Origin of the sequence: Nostoc mirabile CHAB5784 (assembly GCF_020829645.1) — a bacterium.
In the GTDB taxonomy this organism is placed as follows: domain Bacteria; phylum Cyanobacteriota; class Cyanobacteriia; order Cyanobacteriales; family Nostocaceae; genus Nostoc; species Nostoc mirabile.
This window is the reverse complement of sequence record NZ_JAIVFS010000008.1, coordinates 83,901-110,517: the sequence shown is the minus strand read 5'-3', so window position 1 is coordinate 110,517 and position 26,617 is coordinate 83,901. Positions and strand designations below refer to the sequence as shown.

17 protein-coding genes are annotated in these 26,617 nt (G+C 42.7%); 6 read left to right on the top strand and 11 right to left on the bottom strand.

Going from position 1 to position 26,617, the window contains the following annotated elements; all coding sequences use genetic code 11:
- Positions 1–43: 43 nt before the first annotated feature.
- A complete protein-coding gene (locus LC653_RS08330) occupies positions 44–5,080 on the bottom strand; it encodes a WD40 domain-containing protein (protein WP_229494045.1) in 5,037 nt (1,678 codons plus the stop codon).
- Between the two features lie 313 nt (positions 5,081–5,393).
- Between LC653_RS08330 and LC653_RS08325 the strand changes: the two genes are divergently transcribed.
- The 3 genes from LC653_RS08325 (at position 5,394) to LC653_RS08315 (ending at position 10,331) form a co-directional block, all read left to right on the top strand.
- Positions 5,394–6,176 carry a DUF4058 family protein gene (locus LC653_RS08325; protein WP_229494044.1) on the top strand — a complete coding sequence of 261 codons (783 nt, stop codon included), beginning with the start codon at positions 5,394–5,396 and terminating at the stop codon, positions 6,174–6,176.
- 329 nt (positions 6,177–6,505) lie between these two features.
- Positions 6,506–7,039, top strand: a complete 534-nt coding sequence (gene infC, locus LC653_RS08320) for a translation initiation factor IF-3 (protein ID WP_100898496.1) — start codon at positions 6,506–6,508, stop codon at positions 7,037–7,039.
- Positions 7,040–7,322: 283 nt separating this feature from the next.
- Positions 7,323–10,331, top strand: coding sequence for an MFS transporter (locus tag LC653_RS08315; RefSeq protein ID WP_229494043.1), 3,009 nt, complete (start codon positions 7,323–7,325; stop codon positions 10,329–10,331).
- Positions 10,332–10,427: 96 nt separating this feature from the next.
- On the opposite strand, the gene LC653_RS08310 is transcribed toward LC653_RS08315, so the two are convergent.
- Positions 10,428–11,678, bottom strand: coding sequence for a serine hydrolase (locus LC653_RS08310; RefSeq protein WP_229494042.1), 1,251 nt, complete (start codon positions 11,676–11,678; stop codon positions 10,428–10,430).
- Positions 11,679–11,856: 178 nt separating this feature from the next.
- Here LC653_RS08310 and LC653_RS08305 point away from each other — a divergent pair, with 178 nt between their 5' ends.
- Both LC653_RS08305 and LC653_RS08300 read left to right on the top strand, forming a co-directional pair.
- Positions 11,857–12,534: a potassium channel family protein gene (locus tag LC653_RS08305; RefSeq protein WP_229494041.1), complete on the top strand. Its 678-nt coding sequence runs from the start codon at positions 11,857–11,859 to the stop codon at positions 12,532–12,534.
- A 75-nt stretch (positions 12,535–12,609) separates the two neighbouring features.
- Entirely contained in the window at positions 12,610–13,170 is a 561-nt protein-coding gene (locus LC653_RS08300; protein WP_229494040.1) for a DUF3124 domain-containing protein, read from the top strand.
- A 181-nt stretch (positions 13,171–13,351) separates the two neighbouring features.
- Here LC653_RS08300 and LC653_RS08295 read toward each other — a convergent pair whose 3' ends face one another.
- The 9 genes from LC653_RS08295 to LC653_RS08255 form a co-directional block, all read right to left on the bottom strand.
- Positions 13,352–13,669, bottom strand: coding sequence for a hypothetical protein (locus tag LC653_RS08295; RefSeq protein WP_229494039.1), 318 nt, complete (start codon positions 13,667–13,669; stop codon positions 13,352–13,354).
- Positions 13,662–15,215 carry a cation:proton antiporter gene (locus LC653_RS08290; RefSeq protein ID WP_229494083.1) on the bottom strand — a complete coding sequence of 518 codons (1,554 nt, stop codon included), beginning with the start codon at positions 15,213–15,215 and terminating at the stop codon, positions 13,662–13,664. Before LC653_RS08290 ends, LC653_RS08295 begins: the two co-directional genes overlap by 8 nt.
- A 377-nt stretch (positions 15,216–15,592) precedes the next feature.
- Complete coding sequence (locus tag LC653_RS08285) at positions 15,593–16,645, bottom strand: saccharopine dehydrogenase family protein (protein WP_229494038.1); 1,053 nt, start codon at positions 16,643–16,645, stop codon at positions 15,593–15,595.
- Between the two features lie 12 nt (positions 16,646–16,657).
- Positions 16,658–16,966 carry a putative quinol monooxygenase gene (locus tag LC653_RS08280; protein WP_229489631.1) on the bottom strand — a complete coding sequence of 103 codons (309 nt, stop codon included), beginning with the start codon at positions 16,964–16,966 and terminating at the stop codon, positions 16,658–16,660.
- 28 nt (positions 16,967–16,994) lie between these two features.
- Positions 16,995–18,635 carry a lipoxygenase family protein gene (locus LC653_RS08275; protein ID WP_229494037.1) on the bottom strand — a complete coding sequence of 547 codons (1,641 nt, stop codon included), beginning with the start codon at positions 18,633–18,635 and terminating at the stop codon, positions 16,995–16,997.
- Between the two features lie 308 nt (positions 18,636–18,943).
- Complete coding sequence (locus LC653_RS08270) at positions 18,944–20,377, bottom strand: c-type cytochrome (protein WP_229494036.1); 1,434 nt, start codon at positions 20,375–20,377, stop codon at positions 18,944–18,946.
- 75 nt (positions 20,378–20,452) lie between these two features.
- Complete coding sequence (locus LC653_RS08265; RefSeq protein WP_229494035.1) at positions 20,453–20,878, bottom strand: hypothetical protein; 426 nt, start codon at positions 20,876–20,878, stop codon at positions 20,453–20,455.
- Between the two features lie 11 nt (positions 20,879–20,889).
- Positions 20,890–22,365, bottom strand: coding sequence for a c-type cytochrome (locus tag LC653_RS08260; protein WP_229494034.1), 1,476 nt, complete (start codon positions 22,363–22,365; stop codon positions 20,890–20,892).
- Positions 22,366–22,431: 66 nt separating this feature from the next.
- Positions 22,432–23,889 carry an NADH:flavin oxidoreductase gene (locus LC653_RS08255; protein ID WP_229494032.1) on the bottom strand — a complete coding sequence of 486 codons (1,458 nt, stop codon included), beginning with the start codon at positions 23,887–23,889 and terminating at the stop codon, positions 22,432–22,434.
- 592 nt (positions 23,890–24,481) lie between these two features.
- Between LC653_RS08255 and LC653_RS08250 the strand changes: the two genes are divergently transcribed.
- Entirely contained in the window at positions 24,482–26,491 is a 2,010-nt protein-coding gene (locus LC653_RS08250; protein WP_229494031.1) for a hypothetical protein, read from the top strand.
- Positions 26,492–26,617 lie beyond the last annotated feature (126 nt).

The window sequence follows — 26,617 nt, the reverse complement described above, 5'->3', positions numbered from 1 at the left end:
CTGAAGACCTCGTTACTTCAGTACCGAAGACTGGAAGTCCCGACTATTTACATAGCTCATGATCGCTTTTTGTCACCTTCTGGTTAGACTTCAAATAATCCTGTAGTAAATTGCAAGCCCGCGACAGTAATTTTTCTAGTTTGATATCTGCCAAATTTTGGAAAATTACTGTGCCATTACCACTACCCGTAGCTAGAGTCTTGCTGTCAGGGCTAAAACTAACGCTGCTTAACTCATCTTGATCACCTTTTAAAGTAATCAATAATGTCCCTTCTCGGTTCCAAAGGTTCACCTTGTTATCACTGGAGGCTGCCAGAGTCTTGCCATCGGGGCTAAAACTCACACTGATGAAACTATCGCCATCCCCCGGAAGATTATTTAGCAGATTCCCGTCCCGACTCCAAATTTTGACCGTGCTATCAATACTAACTGAAGCGATTGCCTGACCATCAGGTGACCAAGCAACCCCATTTACCCGGCGACTATGACCATTTAATGTGTATAGTAATTTACCATCTAAATCCCATATTTTCACGGTTTTATCATCACTGGCTGAGGCTAGCTTCCCATCAGGGCTAAAGCTTACCCAATTCACTGCATCTTGATGTCCCTCCAAGGTGTTGAGCAGTTTACCGTTGGGACTCCAAAGCTTCACCGTTTTATCTTTACTAGCTGAGGCAATTACTTGACCATTAGGTGACCAAGCAACACCCAAGACGGTATCTTTATGACCCTGCAAGGTGTTGAGCAGTTTACCGTCACTACTCCAAAGCTTCACTGTTTTATCTTTACTAGCCGAAGCGATCGCTTTAGCATCGGGGCTGAAAGTGACGCCCCAAACTTCACCCTGATGTGCCGTAAATATACGGAGTAGTTTCCCGTCTCGACTGAAAAGTTTTATAGTTTTGTCTCGACTTGCTGCTGCCAAGGTGCGATCGTCAGGGCTAAAACTGATGCTAGTTACCCAGTCATCATTCTTGGCTTTGGGTTTTCGTAGTAACACATCGTCCCAACGCCAGAGTTTAATAGTTTTGTCCCGACTTGCAGAAGCAAGGGTGCGGCCGTCTGGGCTAAAACTGACGCTATTCACCCAATTATTATGTCCCTTCAAAGTGCCGAGCAACACACCTTCAGAACTCCAGAGTTTGATTGTCTCGTCGGTACTAGCCGAAGCGATCGTGTTACCATCGCGGCTAAAACTGACGCTGGTAACTCCAGCACTATGCCCCGATAAGGTTCGCAGTAGCTTACCCTCCAGATTCCACAGTTTGATCGTCTGGTCTAAACTAGCAGAAGCAATAGTTTTACCATCGGGCGACCAAGCCACACTTTTGACTGCATCCTCATGTAAGAGCAAGGTTTTGAGCAGTTTCCCATCCCGACTCCACAATTTCACCGTCTTGTCAGCACTCCCGGAAGCAATAGTTTGGCCATCAGGCGACCAAGCGACACTTAAGACTGCACCATTATGTAAGAGCAAGGTTTTGAGCAACTTGCCATCCCGACTCCACAGTTTCACCGTCTTGTCTGTACTCGCCGAGGCAATAATCTGACCATCAGGGCTAAAACTGACACTATTCACCACACCCTGATGCCCTAATAAGGTAGCGAGCAGTTGACCCTCTCCACTCCAAAGTTTTACTGTCTTATCCTGACTGGCAGAAGCAACGATTTGACTATCTGGGCTGAAACTGATGCTATTGACAACATCCTCATGCCCCGATAACGTTTTGAGCAAGCTACCATCAGGACGCCAAAGTTTGATTGTAGTATCCGCACTAGCCGAAGCAATTAAAGAGCGATCAGGGCTGAATATAACACTATTTACCCCAGACATATGCGCCTCAAAGCGATTATATTCTCTTACCCCAGAAACTGCTTGATAAAGAGCCGTTTGTACTTGCTCTTTTGTATGGGAATATATCCAGATTGTTTGTTTTAATTTTCTTCCTGCCTTTAAACCTTCCTTTAAGGCATCAATACCTTTTTGCGAGGCAAATAGGGCTTCACTGGATACAACAAGGGTTTTAATCTCGCTATCTACTGCTGTGAGGATAGAGACACTTAATCCGAATATGGCAAGTACAGAAGCAGTCAGGGCGATTTTCAACAAACGATTTAATTTACTTTCACTGAGTCTTTGTGCTTCTTGACTCTCTACTAGCCGCGCCATTAATATTTTTAGGTGCGGTTCTCCTTGCTGGCGAATAAACGTAGCTATGTAGTCATGTACCAGTTGATAACGGTCAGTCGGGTTCTCTGGTAACAAAACCACCAAGCCAGATTTGACAAAAATCTCCAACACCAAATCTAATTTATTGCTATTTGTGGTTGCATCTGCGACTAATGCTTGCAAATCTCGTTCCAATTCAGCGCGAGTTTTCAGGGGGCGAGTTCCTTTTTCATCCGTGAGCAAATACAGTAACAACTCCGCCACCTGCTGATTCTCAACACCGCAATCATTAACAACTTCATCCAAATAGCGTTTAACCAGTTCTTCTTTAGTGCCACGCTGCTGATATTCTGCCAGAGTTGTGATGTTCTCCGTTTGCAGTTGCGCTCCCACAACCTGTAACTCAATGGGACGCACTTCACCCAATTCCCCGGCTAAATCTTGCACGAGTTGCTCAACTAAAGCAGGTTGTAACTGAAAGTTAGCTTTCTCTGTTAAACGCTGGATAATCGACTTAGCATCATCGGGTGAAAAGTTCCCCAACTCGTAGAGGACATTATTGCTGAGAATGTCATTGCCAATAATCTTCATGCTGGAGAAACGATTGCACTCCAGCAAGTAATGCAGGTAATCCACGCGCAACGATAGAATCACCTTCACCGACAGAACATTGAGACACTCTCCCAGAAACTCAAAAAACTCCCGCCTTTGCTTGGGTTCGGTGTAAACAAAGAAAAATTCTTCAAATTGGTCAAAAATTAGGATGGTGCGGAGGTTGCGCTGTTCATTTTCGCGTAGTTGGGAAAGGAGGGAGTTAGGAGACGCGATTAATCGCGTCTGTACAGGAGTTAGGAATAAGGAGTGGGGATTTTGAGTATTTGAGGTGGATGAACGGAGTTCTGAGGTGGATGAATGAGTATCAAAGGTGGATGAATCCAGTTCTGAGGTGGATGAATGAGTATCAAAGGTGGATGAATCCAGTTCTGAGGTGGATGAACGAGTATCAAAGGTGGATGAATCCAGTTCTGAGGTGGATGAACGAGTATCAAAGGTGGATGAATCCAGTTCTGAGGTGGATGAACGAGTATCAAAGGTGGATAAACGAGATTCTAACTCCCCCTTGTCTCCCCCGCTCCCCCTCTCCCCCGCTCCCTCTGCTTCCTCTGCTCCCCCTGCTCCCAAAACCCGCCCCAACTCTTCCACCCAGTTGGTGTAAACGCGCATCGTTACAGGTAAATTATCTTGAATACCTATTGCTTTATTCTTTAAAGCTGGTACAAGTCCCGCATTCACCAGGGAACTTTTGCCAACACCTGATTCCCCACAAATTATTATCAACTTTTTGTCCGGGCGACCCATGCTTTCAATTAAACGTTCTACATCTAATTGACGACCAGATGCGGCAATTTCTGGGGCGACGCTATCTTTATTGTCAATCCTTAAAGGTGTAAGACCTTGCGCTCCTACCTGTTTTGTCGCTTGCAACCTCCCAGCACCGATAAACGCCCGCAAACCAAATTGCTGCTCAACGGAACGCTGCTGCTGCTTCATTTTGTATGCTTGGAGATATGCTTTTTGCTGAAAGTAAAGCTTTTGCAAATGACTAAGAATCTTCAGATAAAGCCTTAAATCTGTCAGTGGATTGCCGATATCTTTTGCAACTTCTAAGTTACGAATTGCCTCTTGATAGTCACCTAAATGATATTGAGAACGAGCCAAGATAAACCGATAGAAACTCAAATCATTGGATACTACAACCTCTTGTGCTGGAAGGGTAGCACTGCTGGGCGCTCCTACATTCAAGGCTTGCTGTGCAAATTGATTTGCTTCTAACCAGCGTTCTTCAGCTAAAGCTACCTCAGCTAAAAAGCCATAATCTTTTGCTAATTCTATGGCTTGATTATTAGCCTGATGTATTTCTAATGCTTGTCCAGCCAGATTTTTTAACTGTTCCCACTCTTGTAAATCACGCAGTACAACGCCAAATTTCAAGATGGAATTAGCAATTAAATCTGGGCGTTCAGCCTGACTCAAAAAGCTAATATATTCAAGAATATAATGCCGAGTAGCTTGCCAATCTGGATGAGTAATATCTTCGTGTTTATAAGCTTTGAGATAATAGCAAAAAGCAATATCACCGAGGGTTTTACCCCATCGTTCTAGATTATTAAGCTGCTGCCAAAGCGCCAGAGCTAGTTGATAATGTTCCAGCGCTATATTGATTTTATTATTAACTTGTGTTGCCAAACCCAACAATGATGCTAAATTAGCCTTTACCTCTTGAGAAACCTGTGCATCATCTAGTAATTCTCTGTTGGCTGCTGCTAATTCTGCTTCTAAAACGAAATAAGCATCTAGATTCAGGGTTAGGGTGTTGCTAAAAAATTGCTTTGCGAGTTGTTGGAGTAAAGCTATTAAATCATCTTTAGCGATCGCAAAATTCCTCGTAATCGCCCAACTCTCTAAATCAGGAGCCACCTGTATCAGTTGCTTGTAGATTTGATCATCAATCCACAACACCAAAGGAAAAGCAAAATTCTTGCGAAACTCCTCCCGCACCTGATTAGCAGAAGTTAACATCACAGCCAAATCCTGCACTCTCTCCAAACCCACAACCATCACACAGCCTGGTACGTCCTCCCCGAATTCCTCCCGAATCGCAGTATAAAGAGTCCTGCGAGATTCCTGCACTACCAAAAGCCGAATTTCGACTTGAGAGATTTCACCCAATCTTTGGATCAGGCGATCGCGCCAGCTGGCATAATTACACCGTGCCAAAATCAGCTTAAACTTCCCCACACTCCCCTCAATGCCCCAAGCCAATTGTTGCAGCGAGCGTAGGCGTAGCCCGTCGTAGACATCGTTGTTTACAAGGTTATCTTTAAGTGGGTGCGGTGAATCAGTCATAGGTTAATGTTACATACTCCTACACTGATTGCAAGCAATGAGCGTGTGGGCATCAGCTACGAAAACATCGCTTTGCTCGTTTTCATAAAAAGCCGTGGGGAAATCGAAGTCCATAGTCATTAGTACCAATGACTATGGACTAATGATTAATGACAATGGATGCGGGCGGCTATTCCTCCCACCCCTCTTGAAGGTATGGGATTCCCGGCGATTTTCTTTGAGCGAAGATTTCGACTTTTTAAGGTTAGGTTAAGTATCTAAAATAGAGAGGAGGTGGGTTGCCGATGAGTCTTGCGCGTTAGGAGTTTTTCTTATGCCTTCTCCCTTTTGGGGCATGAATCCTTATCTGGAACATCCTTCCCTTTGGGCAGGAATTCATCATCGGTTAATTACGGCGATTGCCAATGACCTCGCCCCCAAGCTTCGCCCCAAGTACATCGTAGCGATCGAGGAGCGGGTGTATGAGGTGAGTGGAGATACGGCTCTACTGGTGGGTGTACCCGATGTTTCGGTGCAAAGTTCGCTGTATGCCGCGCCATCGACTCAATCCAATCTTGCGGTTGCTTCAACAACCCAGCCGATTGAAGTGTGGCTACCTTTACCGGAGATTCTGACAGAGGCATACTTAGAAATTCGTGACGTGGAAACCGAGGAAGTTGTAACCATCATTGAGGTGCTTTCTCCTAAAAATAAACAGGTGGGAATTGGGCGCTTGCAATACGAAACAAAGCGGTTAAAGATTTTGGGTAGCGCAACTCATTTTGTGGAAATCGATCTGTTGCGTCAGGGAAATTCGATGGCAATGGTGGGAGATTTTGGGCAAAGTCACTATCGAATTGTGGTCAGTCCTAGCGAAACTCGTCCAAAAGCTCAACTTTATGGGTTTAATTTGCAACATCGGATTCCTGAGTTTCCAGTGCCGTTAAGGGCTAATGAACCGGAACCAGCGATCAATCTAAAATCATTGCTAGATGAGATTTACGATCAGGGGAGCTATGACTTAAGGATTGATTACAGCCGCCCCCCAATTCCCGCTTTGTCGGAACCGGATATGGCTTGGGTAAATGAAAGATTACAACAGCAAAAATTAAGGTAGGTCGCCACAACAGTAACCGCTTCAACCCGAAATGATCTTGCTCCATGCGATCACCTACGGTGGGCGGTTACGCCATCGCAAAAAGTATTGCTAAATAATTGTAATAATATTTAACATGAGTCTAGTTGTGTAATTTAGATTAACTATTGCAAAGAAATTCTCAGAGACTTAGTAGAATGACAAATACAAGGAGGCAACTATTTTATGGATTAGTTACTCTAGAACTGTAGACTATGTTTTCAGTCCTGAGTTATTTCCGTATTTTGCCTCTGAGGCATACCAATTAAAGACCACACCAAATCCTTCATTAAGAGCTCCCACAAATCATAATGCCTGTGATTGAGAAGAAAAGAACTCGCGATCTGCCCCAAATTAACGAACGAATTCGCTACCCGAAAATTCGGGTAATTGATACTGATGGTGCCCAACTGGGAATTATGCTCCCACAGGAAGCACTACAACTAGCAGAAGAGAAAGAGTTAGATTTGGTGCTAATAAGTGACAAAGCTGACCCGCCAGTTTGTCGGATTATGGACTACGGGAAATATAAGTTTGAGCAGGAGAAAAAGGCGCGGGAAGCCCGGAAAAAGCAGCACACGGCTGATGTCAAAGAAGTTAAGATGCGCTACAAAATAGAAGAACACGATTACAACGTGCGTGTTAAGCAAGCAGAGCGCTTTTTGAAAGATGGCGATAAAGTCAAAGCTACTGTGATGTTCCGGGGTCGAGAAATTCAACACAGCGACCTAGCAGAAGATTTGCTCAAACGAATGGCAACCGATTTGGAGCCATTTGGTGAGCTTCAACAAGCGCCTAAAAAAGAAGGGCGAAACATGATGATGCTCATCTCGCCTAAAAAATAATCCTCTAACTCTATATAATAGACCAACTTTGAAAATCCCTTGACTTTTAGCCAGGGGATTTTTTGATGTTTCATTTCGATGCAACATGCGCCCAAACTTTTGAAGTTGTTTAAATTTATCCAAAATCGATAGTCCTGAAGGCTGAATGGGAAACATAATACTCAGTTGCTCAGGACTATTGCTATTTCCAGGAGATGAGGGAGATAAGGAAATATTTTCTTCCCCTGCTCCCCCTGCCCCCGCTCCCCATTACGCGGTGATACTACCAGAAAAATAAAACTGCATGGAACTGAAAAATCACTGGTTGGCTGCAAATAAAGTTGCTCTACCACGGCTACGACTACTACAGTGGCTGAATCTCCGACCAGAGGAGAGCGAACGAACTCAACTCATGTTCTTTTTCTACACAACTGTATGTGTAGGATTGCGGTGGGCAGAGGACAGTACCGTGGCGCTGTTTTTGGATGAATATGGAACTCAGCTACTGCCGTGGATGTATATTGCTAGTGCCGCTATGAGTGCAGCCCTAGTTTTTTTATACTCTTGGCTGCAAAAGATTTTTCCTTTGCGCCGGGTGATTGTAGCGATCGCACCTTGCATGTTGATGCCATTACTATTATTAGTTGTATTACGTTGGGGAGCGCATGTTTCATACCTGGCAGTTATTTCGGCATTTCTGCTGCGGCTGTGGGTAGATGCACTTTATGTGGTCAATGACCTCAACACTTCCATCGTCGCCAACCAAATATTTAATATTCGGGAAATTAAACGGACTTACCCACTGGTGAGCAGTGGACTTTTAGTGGCAGATGTGATCAGTGGCTTTAGTTTGCCTTGGCTAGTGCAATACACCACGCTCAATAAGATCATCTTCATCGCCTGTATAGTAATTTTATTAGGATCGGGAATTTTATTCTATTTAACTCATCAGTATCGAGCGGCTTTTCCTGAAACCCCACAAAGACTAGTTACTGAAGAACAAGCTTCACGACAGCGTTTTATTAAAAGTCCTCTGAAGCGCTATGTTTGGCAGCTATTTGCTTTTGTCGGTCTGTTGCAAGTCATTGGGTTGTTAATAGATTTTCAATATCTGCGCGAACTCCAATCTAATTTGGGCGACCGAGAACTCGCCAGCTTCTTAGGTCTTTTTGGTGGGACGTTAGGACTGTGTGAGTTGTTGTTGCAGTGGTTTATTTCCAGCCGACTCATCGAACGGATGGGGGTATTTTTCACAGCCACGCTTTTACCAATCACCGTAGGCTTTTCACTACCAGGAGTGCTGGTATTATTGCATTTAATTCCCGCCATCCAATCGCAAAGCTTTTTTTGGGGACTGATAATTGTCAAATTCTGCGATGAACTTCTGCGCTACACCTTTGTCATGAGTAGCGGCCCCATCCTGTACCAACCGATTCCAGAGGCAATTCGCAGCCGGATGCAGACTTTATCTGGTGGAACCGCCGAAGCGATCGCTACAGGTTTGACAGGAGTACTAATTTTTGCAACTATATTGTTTTGTGGGCAGTTTATACCCGTACCGTTGCAAAAGTGGGTGTTAGTAGCAGAAACAATGCTGATAACTGGCACCTGTTTAAAAGTAGTTTGGGAATTGCGATCGCGCTATGTTGAACTGTTAGTCTTGAGTGTGGCACGAGGCCAGTTGAGTGCAACCAATGTAGGCTTACGATTCTTCAAGCAAGGTGTAGTCAAAGCCTTGGGAGAAAAAGGCAGCGAAGCAGATAAACGCTCTTGCATTGAACTTTTAGCCCAAATTGATTCCCTTGGAGCTGCGGAAGTTTTAGCACCTCTGTTAGTCAAGTTAACCCCAGATTTGCAGCGCCAAAGTTTGGAAGTCATGCTGATAGCAGGTGCAAATCCCGCTTATCTATCCGCCATCCGTCCTTTGCTAGAACAACCTCAAGAAACTAACCCCGAAGTTTTCGCCCTAGCACTGCGCTATATTTGGCTGGCTGAACCAAATCCCAATTTAAGCATCTTAGAAGAATATCTGAACCCCCGGCAAAACTCACTCATCCGCGCTACCGCCGCCGCTTTAGTCTTACGCCAGGGAACGCCCATGCAAAAGGTAGCAGCTACCCAAACCATGCGCCGGATGTTGACTCATAAGAAAGAACGGGAACGGGTAAATGGAGTTAGAGCGCTTAGAGAAGCAGTTTATTTGCAGGCGTTGCGGATTCACATCCCGAATTTGTTACAAGACGAGTCTTTACGGGTGCGCTGTGCCGTATTGGAAATGATTGCAGCAACCCATTTAGAAGAGTACTATTCGGCACTGATAGCAGCACTTTATTACAAATCAACCCGCACTACAGCAATGTCAGCTCTAGTGCGGCTAGAGAATGAAGCTATAGAGATGCTATTGCGGTTAGCTACTAATATTTACAAACCACAAGTAGTGCGAATGTACGCTTGGCGTACCATTGCTCAAATTGCTACTCAGGAAGCATTGGAGACTTTATGGGAAAACTTGGAGACATCTTGGGGTACAACTAGAGATCATATTCTTCACAGCTTACTAAAAATACACAAACAACCAGGAATTAAAGGTTTAGTGGATCGATTTTATGAAAGTCGGGTAGAAAATTTAATTAAGCAGGAATTAAAGTTTTTAGGTGAGATTTACGCCGCATATATAGACTTGAAAACACTAGACGGAAAAGAAAATCATCAATCCAGTGAGAGGATTGTGATTGTCTCTGAGTTATTGCAACGCGCCCTTTTAGAATTGGAATTTGATGTCAAAGAGCGGCTGCTACTGCTACTTAAACTGCTTTACTCGCCAGAAAAAATGCAGGCAGTAGCATTTAATCTGCGATCGCTCTCAGTGGTAAACTTAGCACGAGGGTTAGAAATCTTAGAGCATACCATAACTTTGTCTTCAAAGTCTTTATTGCTGAATATTTTAGATAACCGACCGCAGGCAGAAAAATTGCAACATTTGGTAGAAGCCAAGATCGTAGAATATGAGAATATGTTAGTTAGTGATCGCCTCCACAGATTACTGATGTTGGGTAACTTCCTTTCTGATTGGTGTCTAGCTTGCTGTTTTCATTTTGCTCAAGTGACTCGCATCAGACTGACAAGTTCTGAGATTTTAGTGAGTTTGCGTCATCCAACCGGCTTTGTTAGAGAAGCTGCGATCGCATACTTAAATATGGTTTCACATCGCATTCTCCTGCAAATCTTACCCCAGTTACAAAAAGATCCACATCCTCTGGTGGCTGCTCAAGTTAAAGAGTTGCTCGAAAAATACCATAAAAATTACAATTGAAAAAACTCCCTGGAATTTGGTCAGGAGTAGAAAGTGAATTTGACATTTTAAGCCCTTCTTAGAGCAACTATTGGGTCTAGTTGACCAGTGACAAATTCATTTATTAGTTGCAAGTTTAGCAAGCACCCCACTGTACAATGCTGTAAATTTTGACTCTTCTAAAGATGCATCGCTGTTATTCCAAGTGGCAACTACACAGTAATTTTTGCCATTCTTCCCTTGCAACCAAGTTGTCATATTCAGAACACCAGGCTCAGATCCACCTTTAAATGCTACTCTTTGCCAATCTTTAGCCTGGGCAACACCAGGATTAATACTCATTAAAGGCAAATCAGCAACCTGTTCGATTAATCCACAAAGTTCCTCAGCTGTAAAAAACCATTCCACATCAAGGGCAACTGGATTAGCTCCCTCAAATTCATTCACATCAGGAAGCGGCTTTTTAGAAAGTTCTTTCAGGATTGCACGACGTTGAGCTTCGTTACTTGTACGATAACGTTTCAGAAAATTTTCATTTCGAGAACTTTTCAAAGTAAACGATTCACGGATAGTTAAGAAAGGACGATTACGGGGTGATACCAACTCAATAGGTTGTCGTCCTATCAGATTAATTAATATATCTGTTGCTGTATTGTCGCTCAAAGAAATCATTAAAGCTGCAAGTGTTTGTACTGTCAGATATGTTCCATCTGGCCATGTTTGTAAAATTCCAGATGGTAAACTTTTCCAACTAGGTTGCAGTTGCACTACATCTTTCCATGTCCGCTTATCAGAAGCAATTTCTGATTTCAGTGCTTTGAGTACGGCTAGTTTAAAAGCTGAACCAACTGCCAGAGGTGTTTTGGTATTTAATGCAGCTTGTATTGTTTTGCCTTCTTGAACTAGAAAACTTACTTTCCCCGGTAACGCTTGAAATTTACTAGCCGCTTCTTCTAAACTAATAACTTTTGCTTGCGGTGACTCAAACAGCAATCCGGAAATCTGTCCTTTGCTATTCAGAGTTATTTTAGTTGGTACTGAAGCTTGGCTAAAAAGAACTAAATAATCTTTGGCATTGTTTTGTACGCCTTGATAGGTTCCTAGTTGACTTTTCACTTTGTCAATAACTCCCTGCGCCTGTTCGATAGGGACTTGAGCTAAAAATTCCGGTGCAAACCATTCAGTCTGTATTTCTTTGCTAGTAAATAATCTTTCTAAAGCAGCTTTGGGAGAAATAGACTCACTTGGGGTTATCATCTGAGCTAAAGGTAGTAATTGAGGTTTAACATCTGCTAACGCCACCTGAGAAAAGATGAAATTTCCTGTTAGGAAATTAGTCAATAAAAAGCTGATGTAATATTGATGCATTAGAAGTTTTTAAATGCCTGAGAGTAAAATAATTTTTATATTACCAAAGCTAATTCAAAAAGGCTACACCCCGCTACGCTAACAGCACTCAGTAAGGGAGCAGTTTCTCAAGCTACATGTTCATTTCCTTGTTAACGTATAGAGTGAAACAAGAAGTTACAGAGCATCAAGAACAGCCATGTACGTACTGATTGGTGGAGCAGGCTTAGTGGGCTTAAGTTTAGCGCAAAAACTGGTAGAACTGGGGCATACTGTTGCCATAATTGACATTGACCCTATCGCTTGCCGCTACGCCCGTGAACAAGTGGGAGCAATGGCTTTTGAAGGCAGTGCTGTGAGTACAGAAGTATTGTTAGAAGCTGGGATTCGCAAAGCCGGTTCCTTAGCAGCTGTCCTCAGAAGTGATGCCTTAAACTTAGCAATGGTGACTCTTGCTAAACACTACGGTGTTCCCCATGTTTTGAGTCGGATGCGCCACCGAGATTTTGCCGAACCACTGCGTATCGCTGGAGCTAACCACATCATCAGTACCGTTGAACTAGCGGTTTCAACGATGGTAAATGCCATTGAGTATCCCCAAGTGGAATCAATGATGCATTTTGAGCAGGGACAGATTGAGGTACTAAAACTTTCCATCCCAAACAATTGCTATGTTGCTGGCCGTAGCGTTGCCGAAATTGCTCAGGATTCCCAATTCCCTAGTGGCTCGCTAATTATTGGCTATCAACCCCATCCCCACGAAGATTTGATGATTCCTAACGGCAGTACAATACTGGAACCTCATTCAACTGTGCTGATTGTGACTAAACCAGGATGTTTACATCAAGTTATTGATTTTATTGAACAAAGATGTTGAGCGCAGTCCCTACCTAAACTCCTTTTTAGGTGGGGTTAGCTACACATGTATAAAAAATTGGTGTAAATAGTTTTGATGAAGCCGTATTCACATATTTATTTAGCGATCGCTGTTATTTTTCTTGCATCTTGTAAATCAACAAATATTCCAACCAAGTCACAACCCGATGCCACTCAAGCAACGCCATCCCAAAAAATCGTGACGCTGGATAATAATTTTAAGATAGCAAGCAGTCAAACTGTTTATGTTCCTGTCTATTCCCATATCTATCATCACAATCGGCAGGAGGTTTTCGAGTTAGCAGCTACCCTCAGTATTCGGAATACAGATTTAACCAATCCAATTATTATTACTTCTGTGCGCTACTATAACTCAGATGGGAAACTAGTTAAGCAGTATTTGGAGCGCCCTATTCAACTTGATGCGCTAGCTTCTACAGATTTTTTTATAAATAGAAATGACACAAGTGGAGGTTTAGGCGCAAACTTTATTGTAGAGTGGGTAGCCCAAACAGAAATATCCGAACCTATAGTGGAGGCAGTCATGATTGGTACTGACTTTCAACAAGGAATTTCTTTTATCAGTCCTGGTAGGGTAATTAAAAGTCAAAATAACTATAAGCGATCGCCTTCGTAATTCGTAATTCGTAATGACGCTCGTTCCGACGCTCGATGACTCGCTTGCCGCCGGCGCTATCGCTACCGCAACGCTTTCGTAATTCGTAATTAAGTTTTTCCTCGTTCCCATACTCTGCATGGGAATGCACTCATTGAGTCTCTGGCTTAATGTTTAGCAGGAGGCAGCAGATTTTAATCAATCAGCAAAAGCTCAGAGGTTCACTCACGAAGCTCAAAGGTTCATCGACGAAGCTCAAAGGTTCACTCACGAAGCTCAAAGGTTCATCGACGAAGCTCAAAGGTTCACTCACGAAGCTCAAAGGTTCATCGACGAAGCTCAAAGGTTCATCGACGAAGCTCAAAGGTTCATCGACGAAGCTCAAAGGTTCATCGACGAAGCTCAAAGGTTCATCGACGAAGCTCAAAGGTTCATCGACGAAGCTAAAAGGTTCATCGACAAAGCCCAGACTATCCCCAGTCCACAGTCCATAGTCCCCAATCCCCATATCCTTAATCATCTTCTAGTTTCAACAATTGTTCATCAAGAGTTTGTATCCGCCCGCGCACAATTTCTTCTGAAAGAATTCGCTTCCGCATTGCCTCATTGAGCGCTCCTTTTTCTGCCAGCAGTAAACGTCGGCGAATGGCATCAAGTTTACTGCTGTTGCCACTTTTGCCTGACAACTCATCAGGGCGACGATTAAAAAGTTCCCGCAGTGTCTTTTCTGCACCGGCAATTCGTACCTGATAAGCTGAACGCATCTGTTCATAAACGGCTTTTGGTAACACCCCTGATTTCAACAGGCTATCTAATTCATCTTGTGCTGCCTTACCTGTCATCAGATGGGCTTGCAATTCTTCAACCTGTTGTTGAGCTTCTGAAAATTTAGATAATTTTAAGCGTTTTACCACCCAAGGCAAAGTTAAGCCCTGTCCCACTAATGACACCAGCACACTGCCGAAAACTATAGCTATGAGGACTTCTCGCCCTGGTAATGTGGTGGGTAAGCTCAATGCCAGAGCCATTGAGAGTGAACCTTTGATGTTGCCTAAAAAGAGTAAATGTTGCCAGCGCAGCGGAATTGGGCGGTCAAACCAACGAACCACTGCTAGCAGTGGATAGACCGTAAGAACTCGCCCGACTTGATAAGCCAAAACTGCAAGTAGAATTGCAGGTAAAGTCCTCCAGAGCGTTACCAAGTTGATTTCTACACCAATCAACAGAAAAATAAAGGTGTTGACAGTAAAACTTGCATATTCCCAGAAACTCAACAAAGTGATGCGACTAGAAGCAGAAGTATTGTGAGAAAGCCCAAAATTCCCAAAAATTAATCCAGCTACAACTACGGCCACAGCACCTGATACACCTAGAAAATCTCCAGCCTGAAAAGTGCCTAATGCAACTGCTACTGTCAGTAATAGACTGCTAAGGGGATCATCCAAACGGGCGAATACAGGTATGCTCAAGTAGCCTAAGACTAACCCCACGAGGCCGCCTCCTAGAGAGATAAATAGCGGTTGTTGGATTCCCTCTAGTAACGTGAGTGAACCTGTCGAATATACTTGCAAAACCAGGTTGAACATAACTAGGGCAGCAGCATCGTTAAATAGGGTTTCTCCTTCAACGATGGTGGAAAGCCGGGAGGGCACTGGTATCTCTTTGAAGACGGCAATCATGGAAACTGTATCAGTGTTTGCCAGAATTACTCCTACAAATAAGGCAGGTATCCAACTCAATCCCAGTCCAAATTTCAACAGGACGGCAATAATACCACTGGAAAGCACAGCCCCTGGCCCAGCTAGAAGGGCAATTGGTTTAAAGGTGCTACGTAGGCGACTGACATCTGTATTGATTCCAGCTTCAAACAGGAGAATTGGCAGGAAAAGATCCAAAACAAGGGTTGGATTTAAACCAATCGGACGAGATAATAGCTCAGTGATGGGCAAACCTGCTAATACTAAACCCATAACATAAGGGATTCGCAACCGCCGGGACAGCAGAGCTACACCTGTAGCAAGGAGCAAGAGAATAATTGAAACTTTGACTAATTCGGTAACATCCACTATTGCGTTTTGGAAAATTAGTTTGACTTGACTGATAGATTTTCTCCTCATTCATGCCAAATTAGCAAGTTCAGGGTGCAATACTGCTCGGGTTTTGGTGCATAGTCATTGGAGATCCCCCTTAGTCCCCCTTAAAAAGGGGGAAAATAAGGCATTTTGAGCAAGCCTTTTTAAGGGGGGTTGGGGGGATCGACTCAAAACCTACGCAGTATTGGTTCAGGGTGTGGATTCAGAACTGAACGAGCCAGTACCTCGTTACCATAGCTGGGCAATCCCACCAGCCAACCCGATCGCTACATTTTTCAAAGCATATAGATGCAAAAAAAGCCAGGTTTTTTCGCTATCAAGCCTAAAAAACCCGGCTTTCTTTTATATCCTTAGTTGAAGCCTATAACTCCCGGAATCTCAAGCACAAAATCTGCCCCATATACGGATGCAGGAGTCTGGAATCCTACCTTAACTTCGCCTTTAATCACCCGTTTGATAACTGCTACAGCAGCTAATGCGGTAAAATCGTATGCCTCTGGCCCTAAGAGCTTTGCAGTTACTTGTTGACCAGTTTCATCCTCGGCAAAACCAATTACTCTAACTTGACCCTTGGCTCGTTCTGCTGCCGTTGGCCCAGTCGGTAGAGTTTTAATTAGACTTGCTAAAGCACTTTGGAATAAAAACGAGTTAAATAACCATCCCAAATACTGACTCGACTCCATCAGGAAGCGCACAGGATTAGGAAATACGGTATAAACCTCGATATTGGGAATACCCGTAGTCTGGAACGCAGTGATAATATCAGCACGCCAAGGGTTTGTTACTGCTGTTACCGGCCCATAACCAAAATCAATTTTACGCTTTTTCCATGCTGGTCGAGATGGGATGAGCTTACCTGCTTCTCGAACTACCCCGATGTGATGTAAAGTTGGCAGTACAGTATTTGCCGTTCCTTGAGATACACCCCCTACTGTTTCATAGACTAAAATCAGTCGTGTTGCCATCGCTAACTTATCTTTGAGGTAAGCAGCTACACAATCAGTAGGGACAACCCCAAATCCTACACCAGGGAGAAGCATTATCCCTGCACTTTTAGCCTCAGTATCTCGTGCCTGTAGTGCCTGAAATTCAGGTACTTCGCCAGCTATGTCTAAATAGTGAGTTTTAGTTTGGAGGCAGGCATCGACAAGTGGCTTTGAGGTTTTGGAAAAAGGGCCGGAGCAGTTGATGACAGCAATTATATCCTCAAGAGAGCGAGCGATCGCCTGCGGATCATCTAAGCCAAAAACCCGAAAGTCCAAACTTAATTCATTGGCTACTGCTGCCAGTAAACTTTGATTACGTCCAGCCAAAATTAATTCTAGTCCGTTATTTTTAGCTGATGTAGCAATTAGTTTTCCAGCATAGCCAGTTGCACCATACAATAACACCCTTGATGTCATTATTATCACCAGCTAGGAATTGTTCGCAATCTGCTGCCATAACCTGACATCAGGTGGGTCAACCAAAAATCGTCCTGCTTTTTCCCCCAAACCTTTAATATACGGCTGCTCTAGGTGTTGAGCTAAAATGTCCTGGCTGACCCAATTTTCATGTAATAGAAACAAAGATGGATCTTCAACAGATTGATGTAAATCGTAATTAATACAACCTTCTTCTTTGAGGGTGAGAGCTATTACGGCTTGAAATTCCTGCTTAAATTCGTTCTCCAAACCTGGCTTGACTTTTAGTCGAGCCGTGACAGTTACTTGCTGATTTGACATTGTTATTCCTCTTTTTTGGTAAACTAACTTAAGTATTGATGCTGTTAATAATTTGCGAAGGCTTGAGGTAGTTGTAAGGTATGGGACGAGTTTGATTTCTGATGTCTATTTGCCGTTCTATTTCATGCAAATTATGTTGGAATTGCACCACAATTTCCTGCGCCAATGGATCAGCAAACTCCTCATCATAAAAACCCAATTTGTCATAATGGAAAGATGTTAAAATCTCAGTCCACATTACCTGATCGGCAGCTTGTTTAAAAGGGGGAAGTATCTTCATGATAGTTTCCAAATCCACACCCTTAGTTTCTGGAATTGGGTGGTAGGCTGCATAGGGCATATTGGGTACGAAAGCCATATATTCGTACTGAGAAAAATTCAAAGCAGAGTGCAGAGGAGCGCAAGTGAAGACCACTACACTAATGATTTCAATCAGTTGTTCTAGAGTCTCAATCTTGGCTGGCATTCCCTTGACTCTACCACCATCTTGGGCGACTAATTCCCTAGCCCAATTTTGCAATTCATAGTCATCAATGAGATCCTGTGAAGTCTTATAATAGAGTTGCAAGTATTCAGCCACAAACTTTTCGATAGCATTCCAGATTAATATGCCATCGTCCCGGAAAGGAAAGTGCGGCAAAATTGCTGGGTCATCTGTTTGACGACTTTTTATTAACCGAGGGAAAGTAAACTTTTCTATACTCCATTCTTCATAAACCTTCGCTACAAATCCAACAGACTCCGCCAATGAACCTGCCATAAACTCATCAACTGGGCCTCCAGGCTGTAAAAACTGAGTGCGTCCCAAATCGTTATCAAATAGCATGAAACGGAAATGAGGTTTTAATAGTAAGGCGATAGGATGGTTTTCTGCTAATTGCCGCGCAGTTACAATTGCAAAGGGAGCCATAACTGCATGGGTATAAGCAAAATGACTACCCAATTCTTGATGGTTGCCATCAGCAATTTGGACGCAGGTTTTTGCCAAAAACCAATCTAAATGGGGGTCATCTGGTGTATAAATCACGCTATTTGCGCCAGAGTCATGATTAATCTGGATAGCAACAGGCACTAGAGAACCACCATTAGAACTCTCATTACTTTGCCAGTAAAATAGAGCTTGCGGCTTGGGAAGGTACTTTTTAACATTATTGTAGACACCACCTTGAATATCAGATAGCAAAGGGTAATCTAAAAAATACAGCTTGCCTTCCTTGAGTGCCTTTTCCAAAGTAAATTCTGCACCTGCAACCTTCTGAAAATGGTAATCAGTTACAGCAAAATTATCAGGTAATACATCAATTCTTCGGATAGCTAATGGGTTCGCTCCAGAGAGTCGTTGTTCGGCAAAACACGAGTCTGTTTTGTAATTTTTTATGACATCGGGTTTTGGTAGTAGTGCCAAAAGGTCTTCATATTCTTCCAACTCATCTAGCGGGTCTAAGAAATTTCTGGCTTTAGCAGCCAACATATTTGGTGCGAGAGTTGCCATACTTGCCAAGCGTTTAGCAGTATATTCTGCTGAAAATATTTCCTTGTGAGGCACTTTATCAATTACTGGTAAAGGAGCCAGATAATCATAATTAAAATTGTACTCTTCTCGATTTTTATCCAGCCAACTTGCTCGATAATTCCCATTTGGATCGTTCTGCGGTAAGTATGGTTTCATGATTATCTCCAATTCCGGTTTTTATGATTTGCTAATGAGAAGTCCTGCTGAATTCAGAATTCAGAATTCAGAATACCCTAACTCTGTCAAGTCAGGGGTTTCAAATGTGGTCACTGAGCGCAGTCGAAGTGTGGATATTTTTCTTTGTTCACGCGCGTTTAAAATCGCTTGCTCTAAACCAACATTCATTCGCTTTATCATTCAGAATCCCCAAGCTGGATTCTGGCTCCAGAAGGACTGAATTCTTCTTCGGTAAATGATTAACTTCATAAGTTGCTAAACCATAGAAGGTTTAGCAACTACTTTCACTACATAGCTTTCAGATATTCAATCAAGGCTTTTTTATCCTCACCAGATAAATCAGTTCCATAAACATGCCCCTGATTTGAATTAGCAGTTACGGTTGTATCGTACTTAAAACCTACAGCCTTGGCTTCATCTCCCTCAGTAATAAAGCCAACTTTTTTCGGGTCGTAAACATCATATCCCCGATAGAAAACCTGAGGACGATTTTCTGGTTTTTCTAACAAATCTTGTAGAGATGGGACTGAACCATTATGTAAATATGGCGCTCTTAACCACAAACCATCTAGAGAAACAGATACATACCCATTAGTTTTGCGTAAGTTTTTAAAATCCCAAGGGTAGCCATCACCAAAATGATTGTAGGTATCTGCTCCTTCCTGCGTCCACATATCTAACCGATGGCGGTCAGTTCCCACTTCTTCCACAGGAATGACAGTACCTGTTCTTTCCCCACCAAAAGCGTGACAAGATGCACAAGTATTAACAAAAATTTGACTTCCTTTTGCAGCCACTTGCTCATCAATAGCAAATGGATATTTGGGAGGTGGTAGTTCTTGAATAAAATCTTCTACCCGTTGTAAATCAGCTACAGGAAGTGATTTTTTGGTAGCGCCGTCACCAATTGCTCCAGTTTGAACAGTTTCTGTCAGTGAAGTTTCTAACCCATCCCAATGTAGAGCAAACCCTTTATGCATCTTTTGATTCCAAAGAGGCATCATATCAGAGTTGCCAATAGTATTATCTTTGGGCAACTTTAAAGTATTGAATTTAACTGGATTAAAAGGGTCAATTCGACCAGGCCCCCAATTAGGACGGGAATCTGTCCAACTATAGTCTTCTTTTTGTTGCAGCAGCGCTTTCTTAGTTTGAGGAATTAGCACATAGCGATAAAGTAGGTTTTCCAACCAGGAAAGCCGATAACTATATTTGATTTCATCAAGGATATAATCTGCTGTAAATCTGGGATCACCAGCACTTGCACTCAAAAATCGTAAATAACCTTGTGAATCAAACTTACTGGCAGGGGCTGCGGCCACAATTGTGGGTTTATCTTTCTCTGTTTTTCTATAGGTGGCGGTATGGCAAACAGCGCAAGTTATACCGACACGAGGGAAGCCAATGGTTTTTTTCGTAAACCCAACTGGCATTTCTTTACCCTCTTCCCATGTTATTCCCAAGGAAGTGTAACCACCTGGGCGTGGTAACTTATCAGGAAATATTCGTGGTAGTACCATCCAAATCCAATAGGGAACACCTTGTGCTTCTTCTGTGCCAATAGAACCATATTTAAAATGTTCTTCAGGCGACTCATAATATGTGGGAACCTCTCGAAAAAGGTTGTACCATCCCACATACCCAACTACACCAACTAAAAGGATCACAACTAAAACAATGCTTGTGATTACCCTACCTATTTTATCTTTGAGTATTGTCATGGCACTCTCTTGCTCCTTTACAGAAGAATCTGTTTGTAGTGCAGGCAATATACCCACACTAGACTAGGGATAAAATTAGGAGAATTGCTTCACTGGAGTTGCAGCAATTGCATTTTGATCACGCATTGCTAGTGTCAGAAGAATTACTTCCGCTAATCCAAAAAACAAGTCTACAAAAGCAATAGATAAAAATCCTTTATCTTGAGCAAAGAAAAGCACTGCAAAAATAAAAAATGTCGATCCAAAAGCTCTTGAAGGAAATATTGATATCCATGCTGTTGCCTGATATCGGTACGGGTCAATTGCTCCAGGGATATAAAATGCACTAATAATAAATAACAGCATTCCCGCAGCACGAACCCAGATAATTGGCACTGGTATATGCATGTGAAGGAACGTCAGCATTAGCTCTGGAAAGAAGCAAGAGGGAATAACAAAAAACATATTAACGATAATGCCGAGCCAAGTAACGCGACTAAACCATTTAGCGTAACTATTCATTTTTTCTCCTTTTAAAGTTTCTTCATGTACTCAACTAGTGCATCTTTATCTTCTGTGGGAAGATCAGTACCGTATAAGTGGCCACTGTTACTATTTCCAGGTTGTGTTGTATCGAACTTAAAGTATTTCTTACCGTTTTCTTCACCTACATCAGATACAAAACCAACTTTTGCTCTGTCGATAACGTCATAGCCACGATAGAATTCTTTTGGTCTATTTTCTGGTTTTTCTAGTAAATCCCGTAAGGTGGGGACTGAACCATTGTGCAAATAAGGGCCGCGTAACCAAACACCATCAAGGGGCATATTGGCATATCCATTAGTTTTGCGGAAATTCTTAAACCGCCACGGATAACCTGCATACAAAGTATTTTGGTTAGACATCGTTTCGTAGGTATATGAGTCGAGACGATGAGGGTCTGTACCAATTTCTTGAATTGGTATAACTTTGCCTGTATATGCACCACCAAAAGCGTGACAGCTAGCACAATTACTTTCAAAAAGTGGTTTTCCTCTGGTCGCTAAAGTTTCGTTAACTTCATAGGGATATTTTGGTGGTGGTAGTTCCCACAGCCAATCAGCAACTCGCTGAATCCGAGGCAAATCGATTGTTGTGGGTGTGACTCCAGCGCCTAAAGCTGCACTCTTATTACGTTCATCAACGGAACTATTGTTACCATCCCAATGTAATTGCAATCCCTCGCGCGGTTTTTGGTTCCAAACTGAGGGGAAATCAGAAGTACCAATCAGTTCATCCTGACGCAATTTATCCATTGGGAAATGGAATTGAATTGCTTTATAAGGATTAAAAGTATCTACTCTTCCTGGGCCCCAATCTGGCTGTTCTTCAACAAACTTAAGTCGATATGCCTGATTAATTAGCGCATCTCTAGTTTGGGGAATTGCAATGAAGCGATAAAGTAATTTTTCAACAGGATTCAGACCGCCACTGATTTTCTCAATTTCTGGCAACATCCGGTTAGCAGTAAAACGCTCATCTACACCAACTGCTGACAAGAATTTGATGTATCCCTGCAAATTAAGCACATTAGCAGGCATCGTGGTGATGACTTGATGTTCACTATTAGGGGTATTTCGCAGCGTCCCTGTATGACATACAGCACAATTCAACCCAACTCGATCAATAAAGACTCTCCGTTGCGAAAAACCTATAGGTAAATCTTTGTCAGGTTCTTTGATAAATCCCAGAGAAGTATAACCTTTTCCAGGTAATTTATCTGGAAATAATTCTGGTAAAACTTTCCAAATCCAGTAAGGAATGCCATTGATGGGTTCGCTGCCGATTGAACCATATTTAAAGTGGTTTTCAATGTCAGCATAATCTACTGGGGAGTTGGACAAAACAGGCCACAATAAAAAGACTGCTACTGCTACAACACCCACAATCACAACCCAAATCCGCTTGAAGATGCCCTTTATTCCCTTGTGTGGGGTAGAAAGTAGGGTAGGGTTAGTTTGTTCAGTCATGAAACACTCCCTATATTGTCGAGATTATTTGTAAGCGAAATTATCAATGTGATACCCATCGCAAATTTATCTAGATAAATTTGCAAACTCAGTTTGATGAAAGACTGACATTACTTCTTCCATCATCTCTTCATAGCTATTAAAGCGATCCTGTTCGTAACAACCTAAAGGGTTTTCGATTACATTCAGGAGGCATTTATTACAATAAGTACAGGGTTTCTCTGCTAGGTCTTTACCTTCTTTAAAAGATTTAACTAGGTCATTGTTAGCAATTAGGGTACGAGCCATTGTCACGCCATCGCAATACTTATCATTAATTGCCTGACGAATATATGAAGCCTGCTGCAAACCACCTGTACATAATACGGGAATATTAACGTGCTTTTTAATTTCTCTGGAATCTAGTAAGTTTCTGCCTTGGTTCTCTATTAGTAACTGCTTGATTTTGGGGTCTTTTACATCATCACCACTAAATGCCTGAGGAGGCAATTGCTTTTTCACGCGGTTCCATAAAAGATTGAAAATTGGATGTAAAAATGATTTGCGGAATAAAATGTAGTTGCGTGTGGTTTCAACACCACTCGACAACATCGCGTCATAGGTTTTAGTAATGACATCAAAATTAAAATCACCAATGGGATTGAGTGGATGAGGAAATAAGCTACCAGTTGACACATGCACGGCATCAGCCCCAGCTTCTTCTGCCCATTTACAAACTTGGATGGAATCTTTTATGGTATTACCTGGTTTTTCCCAAAAGGTGACGGCGTTGTTATAATCAACGGCACTAATTTTGAATTGTAGATGAAAGTCGTTGCCTACTTCTTTACGGATTGCTCTAATTACATCTAGCAAAAACCGCGCTCGATTCTCTAATGAACCACCATATTCATCTTGACGGTCGTTAATTCCTGAACTGAGAAATTGGTTAAAAAGATATCCATTAGCACTGTGCAGTTCTACTCCGTCTAAACCCGCTTCACGGGCACGTCTAGCACCATCGGCAAAGTATTGGATTGTTTCTTTAATTTCTGCTAGTGTCATTGCTTGACACAAAAAGCCGTGGAATGGCTCAGTTTGGCTGGTGGAACTTAACGCTTTTTTCCCTAAGTTTTCTACACCACCAATGTCCTGCTGTCGTCCAGAATGACTTAATTGTAAGATAAATTTACAATCATATTCGTGGACTTTTTCTCCTACTTTTCGCCAGAAAGGAATGCGCTCATCACAGTTAATTGTGGCGTAATTGGGCATAATTCGTCCCCGAATGGCGACTGGGACAAAGGAACTAATAATAGCCCCTACACCACCACGAGCAAACTTTTCTTCCCAGTTGATTCGGGCTTGAGTACCTGAACCATCATAGTTATCCCACCTTCCAGAAATACTAGAGCGAAAAACCCGATTTTTGACTGTGAGATTACGGAATCTCAATGGCTCAAAGATAATATCGTTTTCCATGTGTTCCTCTGTCTTTCGTGTTATTTCGGCAATAAAATTAGGTATCAGAATTGTTAGTAGCACTAATAGCCTCGCTAGAGAACTATTATTTCTAGTGTCTCTGGGAGGGCAAGTTATTTAGTTCTACAAATCAACAGTGCAGGTTTTCGGATGCGATCGCTAAATATTAAGTTTTTGTTACTTAGGTTTGCCTACCAAGTTTCAGGATGTTGGTTTTTACAGTTATATAAAGACTTTTGCAGTTTGTAAACCTACACCATCAAGCAACAAATTTAAAAAAAAGTGAAAACTTTCGCATTTTATTTCTCTCAAAAGGTTAAGGCAACCTTAAAAGTAGCTTCTAACAATTTGTTACAAACTTAACCAACTATGCAGGAAATTGATATAACCATAACAAATTGGTTATTGAACGCCATTGTAAATTTACAAATTTTTAAATTTTTGATTGAGAAATGTATAAAAGTTTATTGATGACGTTTTGCAAAGTTGTGTAGTAAGTTCATATATAACGAACCTCAGTAGGGTACATTTTAAATCATCAAAATATCCCAAGGCTAAATCCGGAAAATGGGAAATAAATGATGAAGCATTAGTGTAACTCTGCAAAGGTAAGGTGCAGTGGAGAAGGTTTAGCTGTTACAACCAAAGATTTTTTATGAAAAAGACAAGTCTAATTTTTAAGGGCTGTCTGCTCCTCCTATTCGTGACTATGTTTATAGTCTGCGGCTTTTATGGAACGCCTACAGCTCTAGCCGATGAGTATAGTGAGACACCTACGCCCATAAGTACTGACTATTCTAATACTGGTGTATCTGAATACCCTGATAACTGTGAGGGTATCGGTTATCTCCCAGACTACACCAAGGAGAATTTGACAGATGCCGAGAAACGGGGTCGTTGCACCTGGTACTTATGGACTGGCGGTAACGCCAAGTACTATCGTGATTTAGCGAAGCGAACACGTGGCGGTGCTGATCTGCTAAAGCTGATTAACTCACAGAAGCATGACGAGCGATTTAAACTCTATGGCGCAATTAACGATCCTGGATGTGAAAAAGCGACAGCACCAGATGAATACGGATTGCTGCTAGATAAATGTAAAGATCCACTTTCAACTGGCGTTATTGGGTTGCGTAAGTTCCCCAACCCCAACTTCGACCGGGCAAAATGGAACCCCGTTGAATATGCCAAAAACTCACAAGTTGAGCCTCCCTACGTGATTGGGCAGTCCTGTGCTATCTGTCACGTAGCATTAGATCCGCTCAATCCACCCAAAGACAAGGAACACCCGAAATGGGAAAACCTTGTAGCAGCATTGGGTAATCAGTACATCAAGGAAAACAAATTCTTTGAAACCAGCGTCGGGGACAATAGTTTTGTTAAGCAAGTACTTAACTCTCAGAAACCGGGGACTTCTGATACTTCTCGGATTGCGACCGATCATATCAACAATCCGAATGCGATCAATGCCATTTTTAATTTAGGCGATCGCCCCAGATATCCAGAGGTGATGAACGATGGTTCAACCAAGGATGTTAATCATATTCTTAAGGATGGTGCAGACTCGACAGGAGTGGCAAATGCCTCACTACGCGTCTACGTCAACATTGGGATGTGCGGCGATTATTGGACAAGTCTCCATGAGCCTTTATTAGGCAGAACTCCCCAAAAACCTTTTGATATCGAAAAGGCACGGAAGGAGTGCGAAGGCTGGAGACAGACAGAAGCACGCATGGCTGATGCCGAAACATTCTTGAAAGGCATCAAGCCGATGCACCTGAAAGATGCACCAGGTGGTGAAGAGTTCTTAACCAAAGATGAAGAAGTTCTCAAACGTGGCAAGCTTGTTTTTGCCAGCACTTGTGCTAGTTGCCATTCCAGCAAAAAGCCACCTGCTGAGATTGCTGCTGACACCGAACAGGCTCAGAAATGGTACGAAGAGTCTGTACTCAGTAGTAATTTTTTAGATCACAACTTCTTGTCTGACGACCAGCGTTATCCAGTTACACTAATTGGTACTAATGCGGCGCGATCGCTAGGGACAAATGCCACTAAGGGGCATATTTGGGATCAGTTCTCCTCTAAGACCTACAAAGAACTGCCGTCACCAGGAACTCTGACGCTGTACAACCCCTTCGATGAGAAAAAACCCATCGATTTTAAGATACCAGACGGTGGTTTAGGATATTATCGCACACCTTCGCTAGTGAGTATTTGGGCAACAGCACCACTTCTGCACAACAACACTCTAGGACTATACAACGAAGATCCTTCAGTGAAAGGACGCGTAGAAGCCTATACGGATGCTATGGAAAAGCTGCTGTGGCCTGAAAAGCGTAAGGGAATTATCAGCAGGACAGATCGAGATACCAAATTAGAGCTTCCCCCAGGAGATCCGAATCCTAGATTTAGAATTCCTGTTCCTAAAGGTACGCCTGTGAATTTGCTGGCAAGCATCAATATCAGAGAGGCGATTACATCTCTCAATCTCAGCAGCCTTTTCCAAGACTTGAAACCAGGGGGTGGAATCAAGGGTAAGTTGGCACGCGTGCTTTTAAGAGCTAATAAGTCTCCTGACTTCGTTGAGGATGAGGGTCATTATTTTGGCTCAAATCTACCGGATGAAGACAAAAAAGCCCTAATTGAGTTTGTGAAAACTTTCTAAGACCAAAACCAGGCTTGTCGAAGTGGGGGACTCAGATCCATGTTGCCCCCTGCATTCCACGGCAGGAGGATGGGGTTACCTCCCCCTGCCTCCTGCCTCTTCGTTGAATCTGGGAACGAGCCAAAA